Source organism: Xanthomonas sp. LMG 12460, from assembly GCF_009192895.1.
GTDB lineage: Bacteria > Pseudomonadota > Gammaproteobacteria > Xanthomonadales > Xanthomonadaceae > Xanthomonas_A > Xanthomonas_A sontii.
In genome coordinates this window covers 1-17140 of the sequence record NZ_NKUH01000051.1, presented here as the reverse complement: position 1 = coordinate 17140, position 17140 = coordinate 1, and the positions used below count along the sequence as shown (strand labels likewise).

18 protein-coding genes are annotated in these 17140 nt (G+C 70.4%); 12 read left to right on the top strand and 6 right to left on the bottom strand.

What is annotated here, in order from left to right; translation table 11 throughout:
* The first annotated feature begins 145 nt into the window (after nt 1-145).
* Complete coding sequence (locus tag CEK66_RS11700; RefSeq protein ID WP_152237023.1) at nt 146-982, top strand: DUF6348 family protein; 837 nt, start codon at nt 146-148, stop codon at nt 980-982.
* Between the two features lie 51 nt (nt 983-1033).
* Here the strand turns inward: CEK66_RS11700 and CEK66_RS11695 are convergent, their stop codons facing one another.
* The 3 genes from CEK66_RS11695 to CEK66_RS11685 form a co-directional block, all read right to left on the bottom strand.
* The gene (locus CEK66_RS11695; RefSeq protein WP_152237022.1) at nt 1034-1819 is read right to left on the bottom strand and encodes a lysophospholipid acyltransferase family protein; all 786 of its coding nucleotides are present in this window, start codon (nt 1817-1819) and stop codon (nt 1034-1036) included.
* A gap of 343 nt (nt 1820-2162) precedes the next feature.
* The gene (locus tag CEK66_RS11690) at nt 2163-2708 is read right to left on the bottom strand and encodes a hypothetical protein (RefSeq protein WP_226978582.1); all 546 of its coding nucleotides are present in this window, start codon (nt 2706-2708) and stop codon (nt 2163-2165) included.
* Between the two features lie 98 nt (nt 2709-2806).
* Nucleotides 2807-3013: a hypothetical protein gene (locus CEK66_RS11685; RefSeq protein WP_152237021.1), complete on the bottom strand. Its 207-nt coding sequence runs from the start codon at nt 3011-3013 to the stop codon at nt 2807-2809.
* 74 nt (nt 3014-3087) lie between these two features.
* Here CEK66_RS11685 and CEK66_RS11680 point away from each other — a divergent pair, with 74 nt between their 5' ends.
* Entirely contained in the window at nt 3088-4224 is a 1137-nt protein-coding gene (locus CEK66_RS11680) for an exodeoxyribonuclease III (RefSeq protein ID WP_152237020.1), read from the top strand.
* A gap of 88 nt (nt 4225-4312) precedes the next feature.
* Here CEK66_RS11680 and CEK66_RS11675 read toward each other — a convergent pair whose 3' ends face one another.
* Nucleotides 4313-5131: an HDOD domain-containing protein gene (locus CEK66_RS11675; RefSeq protein WP_017907477.1), complete on the bottom strand. Its 819-nt coding sequence runs from the start codon at nt 5129-5131 to the stop codon at nt 4313-4315.
* Nucleotides 5132-5287: 156 nt separating this feature from the next.
* Entirely contained in the window at nt 5288-5761 is a 474-nt protein-coding gene (locus CEK66_RS11670) for a DUF1456 family protein (protein WP_017913175.1), read from the bottom strand.
* Nucleotides 5762-5902: 141 nt separating this feature from the next.
* Here CEK66_RS11670 and CEK66_RS11665 point away from each other — a divergent pair, with 141 nt between their 5' ends.
* The 4 genes from CEK66_RS11665 (at nt 5903) to glpK (ending at nt 11151) form a co-directional block, all read left to right on the top strand.
* Entirely contained in the window at nt 5903-6763 is an 861-nt protein-coding gene (locus tag CEK66_RS11665; protein ID WP_343193333.1) for a DeoR family transcriptional regulator, read from the top strand.
* Nucleotides 6764-7051: 288 nt separating this feature from the next.
* Complete coding sequence (gene glpD / locus CEK66_RS11660) at nt 7052-8566, top strand: glycerol-3-phosphate dehydrogenase (protein WP_152237018.1); 1515 nt, start codon at nt 7052-7054, stop codon at nt 8564-8566.
* Nucleotides 8567-8726: 160 nt separating this feature from the next.
* Nucleotides 8727-9548: an MIP/aquaporin family protein gene (locus tag CEK66_RS11655; RefSeq protein WP_017916383.1), complete on the top strand. Its 822-nt coding sequence runs from the start codon at nt 8727-8729 to the stop codon at nt 9546-9548.
* Nucleotides 9549-9651: 103 nt separating this feature from the next.
* Nucleotides 9652-11151 carry a glycerol kinase GlpK gene (glpK, locus tag CEK66_RS11650; RefSeq protein WP_010342417.1) on the top strand — a complete coding sequence of 500 codons (1500 nt, stop codon included), beginning with the start codon at nt 9652-9654 and terminating at the stop codon, nt 11149-11151.
* 450 nt (nt 11152-11601) lie between these two features.
* Here the strand turns inward: glpK and CEK66_RS11645 are convergent, their stop codons facing one another.
* On the bottom strand, nt 11602-11820 hold the full coding sequence (locus CEK66_RS11645; RefSeq protein ID WP_026143701.1) for a hypothetical protein: 219 nt from the start codon (nt 11818-11820) through the stop codon (nt 11602-11604).
* Between the two features lie 166 nt (nt 11821-11986).
* On the opposite strand from CEK66_RS11645, the gene CEK66_RS11640 reads away from it, so the two are divergent.
* The 6 genes from CEK66_RS11640 to CEK66_RS11615 all read left to right on the top strand — a co-directional run bounded on the left by CEK66_RS11640 (nt 11987) and on the right by CEK66_RS11615 (nt 17122).
* Entirely contained in the window at nt 11987-12661 is a 675-nt protein-coding gene (locus tag CEK66_RS11640; RefSeq protein ID WP_152237017.1) for an HAD hydrolase-like protein, read from the top strand.
* A gap of 13 nt (nt 12662-12674) precedes the next feature.
* Complete coding sequence (locus tag CEK66_RS11635; protein ID WP_152237016.1) at nt 12675-13130, top strand: hypothetical protein; 456 nt, start codon at nt 12675-12677, stop codon at nt 13128-13130.
* A gap of 409 nt (nt 13131-13539) precedes the next feature.
* On the top strand, nt 13540-14574 hold the full coding sequence (locus tag CEK66_RS11630; RefSeq protein ID WP_152237015.1) for an aldo/keto reductase: 1035 nt from the start codon (nt 13540-13542) through the stop codon (nt 14572-14574).
* On the top strand, nt 14571-15452 hold the full coding sequence (locus tag CEK66_RS11625; protein WP_152237014.1) for an amidohydrolase family protein: 882 nt from the start codon (nt 14571-14573) through the stop codon (nt 15450-15452). Before CEK66_RS11630 ends, CEK66_RS11625 begins: the two co-directional genes overlap by 4 nt.
* Before the next feature lie 31 nt (nt 15453-15483).
* A complete protein-coding gene (locus CEK66_RS11620) occupies nt 15484-16230 on the top strand; it encodes an SDR family oxidoreductase (protein ID WP_152237013.1) in 747 nt (248 codons plus the stop codon).
* Nucleotides 16231-16264: 34 nt separating this feature from the next.
* Nucleotides 16265-17122, top strand: coding sequence for a fumarylacetoacetate hydrolase family protein (locus CEK66_RS11615; protein WP_152237012.1), 858 nt, complete (start codon nt 16265-16267; stop codon nt 17120-17122).
* The last annotated feature ends 18 nt before the right edge of the window (nt 17123-17140 follow it).

Sequence of the window (17140 nt, the reverse complement as noted above, 5' to 3'; positions counted from 1 at the left end):
TGCGACGCGAGAGACGCCAAGGCCCCTGGCGCCGTTCCATGGCCCGCTGGTCGCCGGGGCGGCGTGGCGTCGCCGGTTGCCGTGGCCGCGGGCGACTGCGCATACTTCCGGCGATCAATGGCGCGTTGGACGCCCTGGAGCAAGGATGATCGATCGACTGCGACGCCTGTTGTCCCGCACCTCGCCACGCGGGGCCGATACCACCCACGAGGCTGCAGCGCCGGAGCCCGCGCCCGAGGCGCAGCCGCGCCATGCACTGCAGCAGCTCTTGCTGCAGGTGCTGCAGCGCGAGGGGCATGCGGCGACCCTGCACGACGAGGTGGTCGCGCTCGGCAACGGCCTGCAACTGCTCACCGAACTGGTGGATCTGGCCGAATTGCGCAAGGGCGTGCGCACAGCCAGCTGCATTCGCGTGCATCACCGCAGCCTGTTCCCCGACGGGATCGTCGAGTTCCAGCATTCCATCGGCGAGGACACCGACGCGAGCCTGGCTTCGGGCTTCACGACCTGGGCGCGCACCGATCTGGTGGCGCTGTCGGAGGCGGTGGCCGCGCCGGCCGATGCGCGCTGCATGACGCTGCAGATGGAGTTCCCCGCCTCGGCCACGGCCGAGTCGGCGCTGCGGCGCACGGTGGTGCTGGGGCCGGTGGCGCACATGAATGGCGACGCCGCGCGGGCCGCGGCGGGCGACGACACGGAGCACGCGTTCTGCCCGTGCTGCCTGTTCACCAACAGCCTGGACGCCTTGATGCCGTTGCTGCAGCGGGATCAGCGCATGCTCGGGATCCGTCTGTTCGCCTCGCGCGACGCCGACGGCGAGGTCGCGGCCGACTGCCGGGTCAACGGCGAGGACTTTCCCGACGGCGTGGCCTGCCTGCGCCGTTATGCCGAGACCTGGCCGGCACTGGGCGCCATGGAATTCCGCAAGCAGTACGCGGTGGTGCGCCTGCCGGAGCCGGTAGCGCCGGACACCTCGCACTGACGCGTCATCGTGCGCTGCCCAAGCGCGCGCCCAGTGTTGGGTAGTGGCGGCCTACGAGGCCGCAGCGGCATCCGCCGGCGCGCTGGGCAGCGCCGACGCCACGATGCCGTGCAACTGCGCAGCCAGCGCCTTGCGGTCGCTGCCCGGCGCCACAGCGATCGGCGCGTGGAAGGTCACCCTGACCACCGCACCGGACAGGCGCAGGAAGTGCGCGACGTGCGCACCGGCCTGCATCTCGCCGTAGAAGGCGTAGGCATCGCGATCGCCGCCCTGCGCCAGCGGTTGCCCATCGACGCTGCGCACCTCCAGCGTGAACGGCTGTAGCGTCCAGTGCCGCGCGTCGGGATCGGCACTGAGGAACAGCGAGAACAGGCTGGACTTGAACGGCGCGACGCGCTCGCCGGAGGAGGTGGTGCCCTCGGCGAACAGCACCACGTCGTGATCCGGGCGCAGTTGCGCCGCCACGGCGGCGGCCACCGCGGCCGCATCCTGGCGGCGCCGGCTGATGAACACGGTCTGCGCCAGCGCGCCGATGTGGCGCATGCCCGGCCAGCGTTCCATATCGTTCTTGGCGATGAAGCGCGCGCGCAGCAGGCTGCCCAGCACCACGATGTCGAAGTGGGAGATGTGGTTGCCGACGAACAGCGTGCCGCCCGCGTCGCGCGGCGTGCCCACCACCTCGACGCGAATGCCCAACGCGCGCCGCAGGCAGCCGAACCACAGCCGCGGCAGCACGAACGCGGCGCGGCCGCGGGTGAAGCGCATCAGCAGCCACTGCGGGGGGATCAGCAGCACGCTGGCCGCGATGCAGACGGCGAGTCGGACGATGGCGCGCACGCGGCCAGTCGGGGCGTCTGCAGCATGTCGAGGCGAAGCGGAAGGCATCGGGATCGCAGGTGAGGACACGGTCGGCACGCGCGGCGGCGCGCCCGCGGCGATGGTAGCCGAGGCGTGTGTACTTCAGCATCCACGGGTGACCTGCTTGCGGTCCGGCGTGCTGTTTGCTCCGCGCGTCGCGGCTGAAGCCGCTCCCACAGGGACTGGCGATGTGCTGGCTGGGGGCACTGTGGGGGGACTTCAGTCCCGACTGCTTTCAGGAACGGATGGCTGGCCTGCTTCGTTCGTCGCGGCTGAAGCCGCTCCTGCGAGTCAACCGCGCTCACCGAGCCATGGCAAGTGACTAGCGGTGCGCCGATGCCGCGCCTGCAGAGTCTGCTGAGGTCGCCGGCTCAGCACGCGCTGTCGCCTGTGTGCAGTCCGCACGCTGTGAGATGGCGAACGATGTCAGCGTCCAGTCATGCATGGATGCTTCCTCAACGCCGTAGATCCACGATTGGCGCAGGCCGTCGATGCAGCTGGCGATGGCGATGCTGTCGCCGGGCGCGCCCTGGTCGGGCAGCGGCAGCGCTACCGGCGCCTGGGTCGGCACGCCGTGCAGCGCACGTGCGTAGGTCAGCACCAGCGGGCCGAGTCGCTCCAGGTTCTGGGCCCGCGCCGGGCCGGCGTCCGATGGCCGATGCTGCGCCAGCCAATCGCGCACCTGCCGCCATTCGGGCGTGCCCGCGGCGTAGGTGTTGGTACTGGACACACGCAGGCTGTCCGGCACGTCCGGCGCGGCGTAAGCCGCCAGCGGCAGCAGGGCGAGCAGCAGCGCGCCCATGCCCCATCGTGCGTGCCGGGGGCGCGTGTGCCCGTTTTCGAACGCATCATCGCTGCGCTTGCGCATCCGCCCGCTCCCTGCTGGTTGCCGATGGCGCGACGATAGCACCATCGGTGGCCATGCCTGCCCGCGTGGCCCGGGCATGTCGCCGGCCGCGCTCGCGCTCAGCGTTTGCCCGGGCGATCGGCCAATGAGGCCTGCAGCGCGGTCGCCAATGCCGCGTCGCCGCTGACCAGCGCACTCCAGCGCAAGTCCAGGCCCTTGCGACGACCTTTCTCGGTGAGCTTCAGGCCGTCCGGGTCCACGGTCAGGGTGTAGTGCACGCCGCCGATCTCCAGTGCGCGGCGCAGGGGTCTGTCGAGCGGGGTCATGCGGCGGCTCCCGTTTTCACGATGCGACGAGGGTAGCGGGGCCAAGGTGATGGCAGGTTCTGCAGGCGCTCTGGATGAAGACGCTCAAGATCGCCACCTACAACGTCAACGGCATCCGCGGCCGCTTGCCGCAACTGCTGCAGTGGTTGCAGCGCGAGGCGCCGGACATCGTCGGGCTGCAGGAGCTCAAGAGCGTGGATGCCGGCTTTCCGCTGGCCGAGCTGCATGCCGCCGGCTACGGCGCGGTGTGGATGGGGCAGTCGAGCTGGAACGGCGTGGCGCTGCTGGCCAGGGGCTGCGATCCGGTCGAGAGCCGGCGCGGTCTGCCCGGCGATCCGCGCGACACCCAGAGCCGCTACATCGAGGCGATGGCGCACGGCGTGCTGGTCGGTTGTCTGTACCTGCCCAACGGCAATCCACGCCCAGGGCCGAAGTTCGACTACAAGCTGGACTGGTTCGCGCGGCTGCAGCGGCATGCGCAGCACCTGGTGGCGCTGCCGCATCCGGTCGCCTTGATCGGCGACTTCAACGTGGTGCCCACCGATGCGGACATCTACAACCCGGCCTCATGGCGGCGCGATGCGCTGCTGCAACCGGAAAGCCGCCAGGCCTATGCCGAGCTGCTGGCGCAGGGGTGGACCGACAGCCTGCGCCAGGTGCACGGCGAGCGCCGCGTGTACACGTTCTGGGATTATTTCCGCCAGCACTGGCAGCGCGATGCCGGGCTGCGCATCGACCACCTGCTGCTGAATCCACCGCTGGCCGCGCGCCTGCGCGATGCTGGCGTGGACCGCTGGGTGCGCGACCTGCCGCATGCCAGCGACCATGCGCCGACCTGGGTCGCTCTGGGCGCGGCGCCGGCCCGCGGTGCAGCTGCGTCGCCGGCGAAGCCGAAGCGCGGTGACGCGGGCGCTGAAGGAAACACGAAGGGCGCCAAGGCGAAGAAGACCACACGCACCTCCGCATCTGGCGCGACGTCGTTGGCGGAGAAGGCGGCAGCGCGAACCAAGGACAAGGCGACGGCCAGGACCAAGGCGAAGTCGACGACGCCAGCGCCGGCAACAAAAAAGAAAGGCGCAACAAAAACGGCAACCGCCAAGACGCCGAAAGCGCGCAAGCCGCGCGCTGCCGCCACGGTGCCGCCGACGCCCTCGCGCGGTGGCAAACGCCGCAAACCACCCCTTCTCCCACCGGGAGAAGGGGGCGCGTAGCGCCGGATGAGGGTACGGCAGAATCGGAAAGACGCAGTTTCCCGCTATGCCGTCGGGCGGTGTGACCGACGCGGCGGCACGTCTTCCCTTACTTCAACATCTCGGTAAACGCACGATCGGCCTCGATCACGTCCGGCAGCGCGGCGAACAACGCGTCCAGATCCACGTCGTCCAGCAACGGGCCGGTCACCGCCTGCCGCGCCTGGTCGTTGGCGCCGCCGTGGCGCTCCAGCGCGTCGGCGACCAGCGCGGCCTGGGCGACGACCTTCGGCATCGGCTCGCCTTCCGGGGCCTGCAGCGGCCGCGCCTGGAAGGCGATGGCGGTCTGGATCACCTGCGGCAGGTGCCAGCGCCGCGCCAGCTCGGCGCCCACTTCCGGGTAGCCGAAGCCCAGTTGCACGGTCTCGTCGGCAGCGCGGCCGCTGGAGGAGGCGTCAGGGTGCAGTTGTGCGGCGTAGTCGGGCGCGCCGGTCTGGATCAGCAGTTCGCCGATGTTGTGCATCATGCCGCAGGTGAACGCGGTCTCCGCGTCCAGGCCCTTCTGCCGCGCCAGCAGCCGGCACACGCCGGCCACTTCGAAGCTGTGCAGCCAGAACGCGCGCAGGTCGAAATGCGCCGGGGCATGGAACGCGCCGGTCACCGAGGAGGCCAGCACCAGGGTGCGCAAGGTGTTGAAGCCCAGGCGCAGCGCCGCGTCTTCCACCGTGGTGGAGTCGCGCGCGCCGCGGAAGCGCGCCGAATTGGCCAGCCGCAGCACCTTGGCCGCGATCACCGGGTCCCGCTCGATGTTGCGCGCCACCGCGTCCAGGCTGGTGCCCGGCGCATCGAACTGCAGGATCAGGTCCTGCGCCACCTGGGGAATGGTCGGCAGGGTGTGCAACTGGTCGAACAGCGCCTCTAGCTTCATGGGGACCCTCGGAACGAAACGGGAGGCGGCAGGACCGGAAGCCGGCCGCGCCGCCACGGTGGCGGAATGCGCGCATCCTACCGATTCGCGATGGCCGGCGTGTGGAAGACCGGTCCCGCGGCGACGGCCGCGCCCTGGTGCAGCCAAGGACGCGGCTCAGCCGGCGCCGCGCACGCGCAGGGTCAGGCCCTTGAGGAAGTTGCGTAGCAACTGGTCGCCGCACAGGCGGAAATTCTTGTGCTCCGGCTGCCGGAACAGCGCCGACAGTTCCGGCTTGGACACCGGGAAACCGGCGGCGTCGAAGATCTGGTGCATGTCCACGTCCTTGAGCTGGAACGCCACGCGCAGCTTCTTCAGCACCACGTTGTTGGTGATGCGCGCTTCCACCGGGCGCGGCGGCAGGCTCTCGTCGCGGCCGCGGTAGTGGAACACCAGCCCGTCCAGCACATGCGCCAGCACCGCGTCGCTGCATTCGACGAAGCCGTCTTCGTCCTCCTTCTTCAGCCACGCCGGGATCTGCGCCTTGTCGATCGGGAATGCGGGATCGGCGAGGTGCGCCAGATCGACGATCTTCTGGTCGCTCAGGTCGAGCATGTAGCGGATGGAGCGCAGGATGTCGTTGTTGAGCATGGCGGGTGTGGGAGTGCGGGAGGCCCGGCGAGGGGCGCTAGTCTAGGCGCTGGCCCGCATCGGCGCGTAGACCGCGCAGGCCCGGGCCATGGCTGCGGTTCACCGAGGGTGTGCACGCGGCGCGGTTGCATCCGTGGGCGCATGCGCCATCATCCATGCATGGACCATTCGATTCCCAAGCCGAGCGCGGTGTCCGCGCTGAATCCGCGCCAGGAGCAACTGGTGGCGCTGGTGCGCCAGCAGGGCTATGCCGAGGTGGAAGGGCTGGCGGCGCGCTTCGAGGTGACGCCGCAGACCATCCGCCGCGACCTGACCCTGCTGTGCGAGGCCGGCGTGCTGCGCCGCTACCACGGTGGGGTGAGCCTGCCGTCCAGCGTGGAGAACCTGGCCTACACGGCGCGCAAGTCGCTGCAGGCGCAGGAGAAGCGGCGCATCGCCACGCTGCTGGCGCAGCACATTCCCGACGACGCCTCGTTGTTCATCAACATCGGCACCACCAACGAGGACGTGGCGCGCGCGCTGATGGGCCACAGCGGCCTGCGCGTGATCACCAACAACCTCAACGTCGCGGTGATGATGAGCGCCAACCCCAGCTTCGAGGTGATGGTGGCTGGCGGGCGCGTGCGCGGCCGCGACCAGGGCGTCACCGGCGAGGCCACCATCGAGCTGATCCGCCAGTTCAAGGTGGACTTCGGCGTGATCGGCATCTCCGGCATCGATCCGGACGGCACCCTGCTGGATTTCGACTTCCACGAGGTGCGGGTGGCGCAGGCGATCATCGAGCACTCGCGGCAGGTGTTCCTGGCTGCCGACCACAGCAAGCTCGGTCGCAACGCCATGGTCCGGCTGGGACCGATCGGGCGGGTGCACGCCTGGTTCACCGACCGCGCGCCGCCGGCCGAGCTGGCCGCGGTGCTGGAGGCGGCCGGCACCCGCGTGTTCGTCGCCGAGGGCGATGCGGCCGACCGGGGCGCGCCGGCGCTGGATGCGGCCGCGGACTGAGCGAGACCGGCCTTGCCGCCGCCGGGGTGGCCACAGGGCGTGTGTTCGGATTGTTTCGTTAATGTTGCGTGATGTGGCGCGGTCATCGCGCCGCAGCGGCCCCGCGCGCCCGCCCGGCTGTCTCTGAGCTAAGCCGCTGGCCGGTTACGGCCGGTTTGCAGGATGCCGTCGACGCCACGCTGCAGTGCAGCGTGATATGTTCGGAAATGTTCGTTTACGATCTTTTCGTCCTCAGTTCTGCGCTCGGCCACTGTTGCCGAGCCGGACACGACACTTCCGGAGTCGGCTATGCGTGAGACCTACGATGTGCTGGTGGTCGGTGGCGGCATCAACGGCGTGGGCATCGCCCGCGACGCGGTGGGCCGCGGGTTGTCGGTGTGCCTGTGCGAGCGCGACGACCTGGCCGCGCATACCTCCAGCGCCAGCACCAAGCTGATCCACGGTGGCCTGCGCTACCTGGAGCAGTACGAGTTCGCCCTGGTCGGCAAGGCCCTGGCCGAGCGCGAGGTGCTGCTGCGGCTGGCCCCGCACATCATCTGGCCGCTGCGCTTCCTGCTGCCGCACCAGCCGCACCTGCGCCCGGCGTGGATGATCCGCACCGGCCTGTTCCTGTACGACCACCTGGGCCGCGGCCGTCGCACCCTGCCGGGCTCGCGACGCCTGGCGCTGCGCACGCACCCGGTGGGCGCGCCGTTGCGCGAGGAGTTCCGCACCGGTTTCGTCTATTCCGACGCCTGGGTGCAGGACGCGCGGCTGGTGGTGCTCAATGCGATGGACGCCGCGCAGCGCGGCGCGCGCATCCTCACCCGCACCCGCTGCGTCGGCGCGCGCCGCGTCGATGGTGTGTGGCAGGTGCAACTGCAGCACGCCGACGGCCGCCGCGAGGAACTGCGCGCGCGGTCGCTGGTCAACGCCGCCGGTCCGTGGGCGGTGCAGTTCCTGGACGAGGTGGCGCACGTCGGCCACGACCACGCGCTGCGCCTGGTCAAGGGCAGCCACATCGTGGTGCCGCGGCTGTTCGAACACGACCATGCCTACATCTTCCAGCAGCCGGACCGGCGCATCGTCTTCGCCATTCCGTACGAGCAGGACTACACCCTGATCGGCACCACCGACGTCGACTACCACGCCGACCCGGCCGCACCGCGCATCGACGGCGAGGAGACGCGTTATCTGTGCGAGGCGGCCAACCGCTACTTCCGCAAGCAGATCGCCCCGGACGACGTGGTGTGGAGCTACAGCGGCGTGCGCCCGCTGCTCGACGACGAGGAGGACAACGCTGCCGAGGTCACCCGCGACTACCTGCTGGAACTGGACACGCGCGATGGTGCGGCCCTGCTCAATGTGTTCGGCGGCAAGCTCACCACCTACCGCAAGCTCGCCGAGGAGGCGGTGGACCGGCTGACCGCGCATGCCGGGCGCAAGGCGCCGGCCTGGACCGCGCACGGTGCGCCGCTGCCGGGCGGCGAGCGCAACGACATCGCCACGCTGGCGCGCGAGTTGCGCGCGGCGCGGCCGTGGCTGGCCGAGGCCACCGCGCAGCGGCTGGCACGCAACTACGGTACCCGCGCGGACACACTGCTGGGCGATGCCGCCTCGCTGCACGACCTGGGCCAGCACTTCGGCGCCGACCTGTACCAGGCCGAGGTCGACTACCTGCGCGAGCACGAATGGGTGGTGGAGGCCGAGGACCTGCTGTGGCGGCGCAGCAAGCTCGGCCTGCGCGTGGACCCCGCCGGACGCCAGCGCCTGGTCGCCTACCTGCAACAGGCGCCCGCCACCCTGGCCGCGGCACCGGCATGATCAAAACGCTGCCGCCGGCCCGGTTCGGGCCGCGGCGGCGCGTGCACAATCGCGCTGCGCCCGGCCCCCGCCGCGGCGCAGGAACCTGGACGCAACCGTGGAGGGTGGCAGGCATGGGTGGATCGACAGCGGCAACGACGGCAGGCCGGGAGGCATGGGCATGAGCCGGCAACTGGTGGGCGAACTGATTTCCGAGGCGATCGCGATGCTGATCATCATCGCCTTCGGCTGCTCGGTGGCATGCATGTACGTGCTCTACGACCCCAGCCCCTACCAGCACGCCTACTGGGGCGTGTGCATCGCCTGGGGCCTGGCGGTGACCATCGCCATCTACGTCACCGGCTCGGTGTCCGGCACCCACGCCAATCCGGCGGTGACCCTGGCGCTGGCGCTGTACCGCGGCTTCCCCTGGCCCAAGGTGCTGCCGTACTGGGTGGCGCAGGTGATCGGTGCGTTTCTCGGCGCGTGGATCGTCTACCTGCTGTTCGCGCCAGTGATCGACCACTACAACCAGGCCCAGCATCTCACCCGCGCCGGCGGCGGCGCGGCCGGGGTGTTCTTCACCGCGCCCGGCCTGGCGATCACGCCGATGCACGCGCTGCGCGACCAGGTGATCCTGACCGCGTTCCTGATCTTCGGCATCTTCGCCATCACCGAGCGCTACAACGAGGCCGCGCCCACCGCCAATTCCGGTGCGCTGATCATCGGCCTGCTGGTGGCCACCATCGGTGCCTCGATGGGTTATCTGGAAGCTTGGGCGATCAATCCGGCCCGCGACTTCGGCCCGCGCCTGTTCGCCTACGTCGCCGGCTGGGGCTCCTCGGCGCTGCCGTCGGCCGACAACTACTGGTGGATCCCGATCGTCGGCCCGCTGATCGGCGGCGTGATCGGCGGTGCCGCCTACCAGTGGCTGATCTATCCGTTCCTGCCGGCGCGGGTGAAAGCGCTGGAAGAAGAACAGGCCGCCGCGCGCCGCGGCTAGCGCGCCGGCAGCGCGTTCGTTTCCGCGCGCGGCGTGCGCGCCTCCCTAATTCCCCGTTGGCGCCGCGCCCGTGCGCGCGGCGTGCATCCTGCAGGAGTCTCCGATGGAAAAGCAGTTCATCCTGGCCATCGACCAGGGCACCACCAGCTCGCGCGCGATCCTGTTCGACCGCCAGGGCCGCATCGTCGGCATGGCGCAGCGCGAGTTCTCGCAGATCTTCCCGCAGCCGGGCTGGGTCGAGCACAACCCGCGCGAGATCATGACCAGCGTCTACACCACGATCACCGAGCTGCTCAACAACCACCAGGTGGACGCCAGCGCCATCGCCGGCATCGGCATCACCAACCAGCGCGAGACCGCGGTGGTGTGGGATCGTGCCACCGGCCAGCCGATCTATAACGCCATCGTCTGGCAGTCGCGGCAGACCAAGGACATCTGCGACCAGCTCAAGGCCGACGGCCACGAGGACATGGTGCGGGCCAAGACCGGCCTGCTGATCGATGCGTACTTCTCCGGCACCAAGGTCAAGTGGATCCTCGACCACGTCGACGGCGCGCGCGAACGCGCGCAGCGCGGCGAACTGGCTTTCGGCACCATCGACAGCTGGCTGATCTGGAACCTCACCGGCGGCAAGGTCCACGTCACCGACTACACCAACGCCTCGCGCACGCTGCTGTACAACATCCACGAGCTGCGCTGGGACGAGGAACTGCTGCAACTGCTCGACATCCCCGCCTCGATGCTGCCGGAGGTGCGCTCGTCCAGCGAGATCTACGGCAACACCCAGGGCCAGTATTTCTACGGCCATGCGGTGCCCATCGCCGGCATCGCCGGCGACCAGCAGGCGGCGCTGTTCGGCCAGGCCTGCTTCGAACCGGGCATGGCCAAGAACACCTACGGCACCGGTTGTTTCATGCTGATGAACACCGGCGAGAAGGCGGTGGCGTCGAAGAACGGCCTGCTCACCACCATCGCCTGGGGCGTGGACGGCAAGGTCGAGTACGCGCTGGAAGGCGCGATCTTCGTCGCCGGTTCGGTGGTGCAGTGGCTGCGCGACGGCCTGCGCATGCTCGGCAAGGCCAGCGACTCGCAGGCCTACGCCGAGCGTGCCGGCGACAACGACGGCGTGTACTTCGTGCCGGCCTTCGTCGGCCTGGGCGCGCCGTACTGGCGCAGCGACATCCGCGGCGCGGTGTTCGGCCTGACCCGCGGCACCACCAAGGAGCACTTCATCCGCGCCGCGATCGAGTCGATGGCCTACCAGACGCGCGACGTGCTGACCGCGATGCAGGTCGACTCGGGCATCGAGTTGAAGGAACTGCGCGCCGACGGCGGCGCCATCGCCAACGACTTCATGGCGCAGTTCCAGAGCGACATCCTGGACGTGCCGGTGCTGCGCCCGGAGGTGGCCGAGACCACTGCGCTCGGTGCGGCCTACCTGGCCGGCCTGGCCACCGGCTTCTGGAAGGACCGTGCGGAGATCGCCCAGCAATGGGCGGTGGACCGCCGTTTCGAGCCGGACATGCCGGCCGAGCGTCGCGAAGCGCTGTATGCCGGCTGGCAGCAGGCGGTGGAGGCGACGATGGGGTTCCGGATTCGCTGAGGCGGTCGCGCAGGGCAGTCGGGGGCTGCGTCCGCTCCTTTGCATCTGTGGGCCGAGGCGTTGTTCGTCGCTGCGACTGCCGCCGCGACAAGCGAAACCGAAAGCCGACGGACACCTTCCGTCGTCGGGACTGAAGTCCCCCCCCACAAGGTGTCCTGCCCCTTCCCTGTGCGAGGCGACTGCCGAAGGCGGCAGTCGCCAGCCGCCGCACCGAACCTGGTGGGCGTCAGCGGTGATGCCGCTGCGACACGCGAAATCGAAAGCCGATGGACACCTTCCGTCGTCGGGACTGAAGTCCCTCCCACAAGGGTGCCTTTCCCACAAGGTGTCCTGCCCCTTCCCTGTGCGAGCGGCTTCCGCCGCGCCGGGCGCTCTCGCGAAAGGCCGCTCACCGTCGTTCAAACGCCGCTGCGGCCGAGCCTGCGCGCACTCCCGGCAACGGCGAAGGATTCAGACGTACTGCGTCGGCCCACGCGGACCCGGCACCGGGGAGTCGACGTCGCCGACCGGGTCCTGGATCGGCGGGATGGTCGGATCGGTCGGCTGGTCGGGGATCGGATCGATCGGGCGGTCCGGGGTCGGATCCACGCCCGGATTCGGCACCTGGCCCGGCACCTCGTTCGGTGGCTGCTGCGGGTCCTGGCCAGGATTGGGGGATTGCATGTGCATGAGCCTCTCCGTGCGATGGCGCTCCAGCGTGCGCGCCATGGCAGCGCGTGCGGGTGAAGCGCATGCCAAGGACGGATGAAAGACGGGCCGATGCGTGCGCCTTGCCATCGCGATTGGCACGCTCGCCGCTGGCGCCGACTCCAGCGCTCCGGCATGCTGGCGCCGCATGCGCCACTACGATCTGGTCATCTTCGATTTCGACGGCACCCTGGCCGACTCGTTTCCCTGGTTCCTGGCGACCATCAACGGCGTCGCCGACGAATTCGGCTTCCGCCGCTTCGACGTGGAGCGACTGGACGAAATCCGCAGCCTGAGCGCGCGCGAGCTGATGGCGCGCAGCGGCCTGCGCTGGTGGCGGGTGCCGGCGGTGGCGCAACGCATGCGCACGCTGATGAGCGCGCAGATCGAGCGCATCGCGCTGTTCGACGGCGTCGCCGAGTTGCTCGCGCAGTTGGCGCAGGCCGGCGTGCACCTGGCCCTGGTTACGTCCAATAGCCGCGCCAACGTCGCGCGGGTGCTCGGCCCCGCGCTGCTCGCGCAGTTCCGCGACGTGCGCTGCGGCGCGGCGGTGCTGGGCAAGCGCCGCAAGCTGCGCGCCAGCCTGCGTGCCTGCGGCGTTCCCGCCGCGCGGGCGCTGTGCGTGGGCGACGAGATCCGCGATGCCGAGGCCGCGCGCCAGGCCGGCATCGCGTTTGCCGGCGTGGCCTGGGGCTACACCTTGCCGGCCGCGTTGCAGCCGCATACCCCGTTGCCGTTGCTGCAGCGGCCGGCCGCGCTGTCGGCGCTGGTGCTTGGCCCGGATGCCTGCGCACAGCCGCCTGCGGTGCAGGCGCGGCCATGAGCGGAGACGGCTGATGTGGCTGTCCTACGCGATCGGTGCGGCGATCGCGATCGTCTTTTTCGGCAGCGCCGCAACGCTGATCGGAGCGGTGTATCGCATGGGGCGCCGCCAGGTGACCGACCTGCTGGAGGCTTCGTTCCGCGCGCAGGCGTTTCCTGGCGCGCATGGCCCGCTGCGCGGCAGCGACCTGACCGTGGTCAAGCGATCCAGGCAGACCATCGAGAGCAGCGACGGCCACGTGTATTCGATCGCGCCGGATGCCGCGCTGCAGACCGCCGATGCGTTCTGGTACTGCGTCGGGCCGGGACCGAGCGGGTTCCTGGCCATTCCGGTGGTGACGTCCGGCTTCGGCAAGGCGCAGGTGCATTGGATCGTGCGGCCGATGACCGAGGGGCGCATTCGCGTGGCGCTGCAGTTCGACCGCAAGGCGACCCGCCTGGCCTTCGGCACGCGGCCGGCTGCGCGCTGAGCCTATCGGCGCAAGCAGACCGTCGGAGGCGCACGGGGCGAAGGGACCTGTGGATCACGTCCTCGCGCCATCCCACTGTCCTCGGCGTGCCAGTGGCATGCGCCGCCACCGACGCCGCGGAATCCAGGGGCGCCGAGTGCCATCGGGCGGACGTCGGCCCCGCCATACGCCGGCTGGCGCGGCCGAACGCCGAGCGGAATTGCTGCGCTGCAGGTTGATTGTTCACTTGTGATTGCTATATTCATATGCGAACAGTCGCCGTGCCATCGCCATCCCGGGCGTGCATGCTGCGGCCTTCCTTCATCGCGCCCGACCCCGGGCAGAGGCGTGCCATGCGTGACCCCAGCCACTTCCGTCCCTCGCGCGTCCGTGGGCGATCCGCTGTGGCCGTCGTTCCGGATGTGCGCGCATGGCGCTGAGCGCTGTCGCCGCCGACGCCGCCCTGGCGCCGCGCGCGCTGGGCCGCAGTGGCGTGCAGCTGTCCACCCTGGGCTTCGGCGCCGCGCCGATCGGCAATCTGTACGCCGAGGTGGACGACGCGGTGGCGCTGGCCGCGGTGGCCGACGCCTATGCCGCCGGCATCCGCCATTTCGACACCGCGCCGTACTACGGCTACGGGCTGAGCGAGCAACGCCTGGGGCAGGGCCTGCGCGGGCTGCCGCGCGCCAGCTACACGCTCTCGACCAAGGTCGGCCGCTGCGTCTACGACGATGCCGCGGCCGCGCCCGGGCGCGATGGCTTCGCCGTGGCCGGGCGCCGCGCCGAGTTCGACTACAGCCGCGACGGCGTGCTGCGTGCCTTCGAGAGCAGCCTGCAACGGCTCGGCACCGATCACATCGACGTGCTGCTGCTGCACGACATCGGCCGCCTGACCCACGGCGAGCGCCATCCGGCGATGCTGCGACAGGCGCTGGACGAAGCGCTGCCGACGATGGCCGCGCTGAAGGCGCAGGGCGCGTGCCGGGCGATCGGCATCGGCGTCAACGAGGAAGACGTGGCGGTGGAACTGATGCCGCTGTTCCCGCTCGACTGCGTGATGCTGGCCGGCCGCTACACCCTGCTCGAACAGCACGCCGCGCAGCGGATCATGGCGCAGGCGCTGCAGCGGCAGATCGGCATCCTGGTCGCCGGGCCGTACAGCTCGGGCCTGCTGAGCGACGCGCGCGGGCCGGGCGAGACCTACAACTACGCACCGGTGGATGCAGCCACGCTGCAGCACGCGCAGCGCCTGTTCGCGGCCTGTGCGGCACACGGCGTGGACGTAGGCGCGGCGGCGCTGCAGTTCCCGCTTGCGCATCCTGCGGTGAGCGCGGTGGTCGCCGGCATGCGCACGCCGGCCGAAGTGGCCAGCGCCGCCACGCGCCTGCGCGCGGCGATTCCCGCGGCGCTGTGGCAACAACTGCGCGACGACGACCTGCTGCGCGCGCCGGTGCCGACGCCGTGACCATCATCGACGCCCATGTGCATTTCTGGCGCCTGGCGCGTGGCGACTATGCCTGGCTGACCCCGGACCTGGGCGTGCTGTACCGCGATTATCTGCCCGAGGACCTGGCCGCGACGCTCGACGCGCAGGGCGTGACCGCGCTGGTGGCGGTGCAGGCGGCGCAGAGCGAGGCGGAAACGCGCTACCTGCTGCAACTGGCGCGGGCCGAGCCGCGCATCGTCGGCGTGGTCGGCTGGGTGGAGTTCGAGGCGGCCGACGTCGCCGCGCGCATCGCCGCGCTGTGCGCCGACGGCGCCGGCCTCCTCAAGGGGCTGCGGCCGATGGTGCAGGGCCTGGCCGATCCGCAGTGGTTGGCGCGGCCGCAGCTGGATGCGGCGTTCGACGCGCTGCTGCAGCACGACCTGGCGTTCGACGCACTGGTGCGTCCGCCGCACCTGCCGGCGCTGCTGGCACGGCTGCAGCGCCACCCTCACTTGCGCGTGGTGCTGGACCACGCCGCCAAGCCGTCCATCGGCGGGGCAGATTTCCAGGCCTGGGCCGACGGCGTGGCGCAACTGGCGCAGCACCCCAACGTGGTGTGCAAGCTGTCCGGCCTGCTCACCGAACTGCCGGCCGGCGCCGTCATCGACGATCCTGCGCTTGCCCCCTACGTGGCGCACCTGTTCGCCTGCTTCGGCGCGCAGCGGCTGCTGTGGGGCAGCGACTGGCCGGTGCTGACCCAGCGCGCCGACTACGCCGCGTGGATGGCGCTGGCGCAGGCCTGGGTCGCGCAGCATGCCGTCGATGACGCCGAGGCGGTGTTCGCTGGCACTGCGCGGCGCGTCTATCGCCTGTCCGATCCGATTGCTTCCTCCCCCACCTGGAGTCCCGCCCCATGACCACCTTCGCGTGCATTTTCGGGAGCCGCGCATGAGCGGCCGTCTGCAAGGCAAGCGCTGCCTGATCACCGCCGCCGGCGCCGGCATCGGCCGCGAGAGCGCGCTGGCCTGCGCCCGCGAAGGCGCACAGGTGCTGGCCACCGACATCGACGCCGCCGCGTTGCAGGCGCTGGCCGCGGAATCCGACGGCATCGTCACGCAGACGCTGGACGTCACCGATCCCGCCGCGATCCAGGCGCTGGTGGCGGCGCAGCCGACCTTCGACGTGCTGTTCAACTGCGCCGGCTACGTGCACCAGGGCAGCATCCTCGATTGCGACGCGCCGGCCTGGAAGCGTTCGTTCGCGATCAACGTCGATGCGATGTACTACCTGTGCCAGGCGGTGTTGCCGGGCATGCTCGCGCAGGGCCGCGGCAGCATCGTCAACATGTCCTCGGTGGCGTCCAGCATCAAGGGCGTGCCCAACCGCTTTGCCTACGGCGTGACCAAGGCGGCGGTGATCGGCCTGAGCAAGGCCATCGCCGCCGACTACGTGGCCAAGGGCATCCGCTGCAACGCGATCTGCCCGGGCACGATCAAGACGCCGTCGCTGGGCGAGCGGGTCAAGGCGCTGGGTGGCGACGAGCAGGCGGTGTGGAAGAGCTTCACCGACCGCCAGCCGATGGGCCGCCTGGGCGACCCGCGCGAGATCGCGCAGCTGGTGGTGTACCTGGCCTCGGACGACTCCTCGTTCACCACCGGCCAGACCCACATCATCGACGGCGGCTGGTCGAACTGACCGCGCCTTCCCCTTTTCGACAGAGGATTTCCCCATGAAACTGCTGCGTTACGGCGAACCCGGCCACGAACGCCCGGCCCTGCTCGATGCCGACGGCCACCTGCGCGACCTCTCGGCGGTGATCGACGACGTCGCCGGCGAGCATCTCACCGCCGCCGGCCTGGCCAGGCTGCGCGAGCTCGATCCGACCACGCTGCCGCAGGTGGACGGCGAGGTGCGCTACGGCGCCGCCGTCGGCCGCGTCGGCAAGTTCATCTGCGTCGGGCTGAACTACGCCGACCACGCCGCCGAGTCGGGCATGGCGGTGCCGGAGATGCCGGTGCTGTTCATGAAGGCCACCAGCGCGATCAGCGGCCCCAACGACACCGTGACGATCCCGCGCGGTTCGCTCAAGACCGACTGGGAAGTGGAGCTGGGCGTGGTGATCGGCGATACCGCGCGCGACGTGTCGGTGGACGAGGCGCTGTCGCATGTCGCCGGCTATGCGGTGATCAACGACCTGTCCGAGCGCGCGTTCCAGCTCGAGCACGGCGGGCAGTGGGTGAAGGGCAAGAGCTGCGACGGCTTCGGCCCGATCGGCCCGTGGCTGGTCACCGCCGACGAGGTGCCGGATCCGCAGAACCTGTCGATGTGGCTGGAGGTCAACGGCCACCGCTACCAGAACGGCAGCACCCGCACGATGGTGTTCGGCGTGGCCGAGCTGGTCAGCCACATCAGCCGCTATATGACGTTGCTGCCGGGCGACGTGATCAGCACCGGCACGCCGCCGGGCGTGGGCCTGGGGCAGAAGCCGCAGGTGTACCTGAAGCCGGGCGACGTGATGCGGCTGGGCATCGAAGGCCTGGGCGAGCAACGCCAGGCCGTCGTGGCGCATCCGCGCGACGCGGCGTAAAGCCCCTCTCCCCTCGGG

What these genes read in the sequence shown, in the direction of transcription:
- CEK66_RS11680 (WP_152237020.1), top strand. Translation starts at nt 3,088, where the DNA reads ATGAAGACGCTCAAGATCGCCACCTACAACGTCAACGGCATCCGCGGC.
- CEK66_RS11665 (WP_343193333.1), top strand. Translation starts at nt 5,903, where the DNA reads ATGCGCCATCATCCATGCATGGACCATTCGATTCCCAAGCCGAGCGCG.
- CEK66_RS11640 (WP_152237017.1), top strand. Translation starts at nt 11,987, where the DNA reads ATGCGCCACTACGATCTGGTCATCTTCGATTTCGACGGCACCCTGGCC.
- CEK66_RS11675 (WP_017907477.1), bottom strand. Translation starts at nt 5,131, where the DNA reads ATGAAGCTAGAGGCGCTGTTCGACCAGTTGCACACCCTGCCGACCATT.
- CEK66_RS11670 (WP_017913175.1), bottom strand. Translation starts at nt 5,761, where the DNA reads ATGCTCAACAACGACATCCTGCGCTCCATCCGCTACATGCTCGACCTG.
- CEK66_RS11690 (WP_226978582.1), bottom strand. Translation starts at nt 2,708, where the DNA reads ATGCGCAAGCGCAGCGATGATGCGTTCGAAAACGGGCACACGCGCCCC.
- glpK (WP_010342417.1), top strand. Translation starts at nt 9,652, where the DNA reads ATGGAAAAGCAGTTCATCCTGGCCATCGACCAGGGCACCACCAGCTCG.
- CEK66_RS11620 (WP_152237013.1), top strand. Translation starts at nt 15,484, where the DNA reads ATGAGCGGCCGTCTGCAAGGCAAGCGCTGCCTGATCACCGCCGCCGGC.
- CEK66_RS11615 (WP_152237012.1), top strand. Translation starts at nt 16,265, where the DNA reads ATGAAACTGCTGCGTTACGGCGAACCCGGCCACGAACGCCCGGCCCTG.
- CEK66_RS11645 (WP_026143701.1), bottom strand. Translation starts at nt 11,820, where the DNA reads ATGCACATGCAATCCCCCAATCCTGGCCAGGACCCGCAGCAGCCACCG.
- CEK66_RS11655 (WP_017916383.1), top strand. Translation starts at nt 8,727, where the DNA reads ATGAGCCGGCAACTGGTGGGCGAACTGATTTCCGAGGCGATCGCGATG.
- CEK66_RS11685 (WP_152237021.1), bottom strand. Translation starts at nt 3,013, where the DNA reads ATGACCCCGCTCGACAGACCCCTGCGCCGCGCACTGGAGATCGGCGGC.
- CEK66_RS11630 (WP_152237015.1), top strand. Translation starts at nt 13,540, where the DNA reads ATGGCGCTGAGCGCTGTCGCCGCCGACGCCGCCCTGGCGCCGCGCGCG.
- CEK66_RS11635 (WP_152237016.1), top strand. Translation starts at nt 12,675, where the DNA reads ATGTGGCTGTCCTACGCGATCGGTGCGGCGATCGCGATCGTCTTTTTC.
- CEK66_RS11700 (WP_152237023.1), top strand. Translation starts at nt 146, where the DNA reads ATGATCGATCGACTGCGACGCCTGTTGTCCCGCACCTCGCCACGCGGG.
- glpD (WP_152237018.1), top strand. Translation starts at nt 7,052, where the DNA reads ATGCGTGAGACCTACGATGTGCTGGTGGTCGGTGGCGGCATCAACGGC.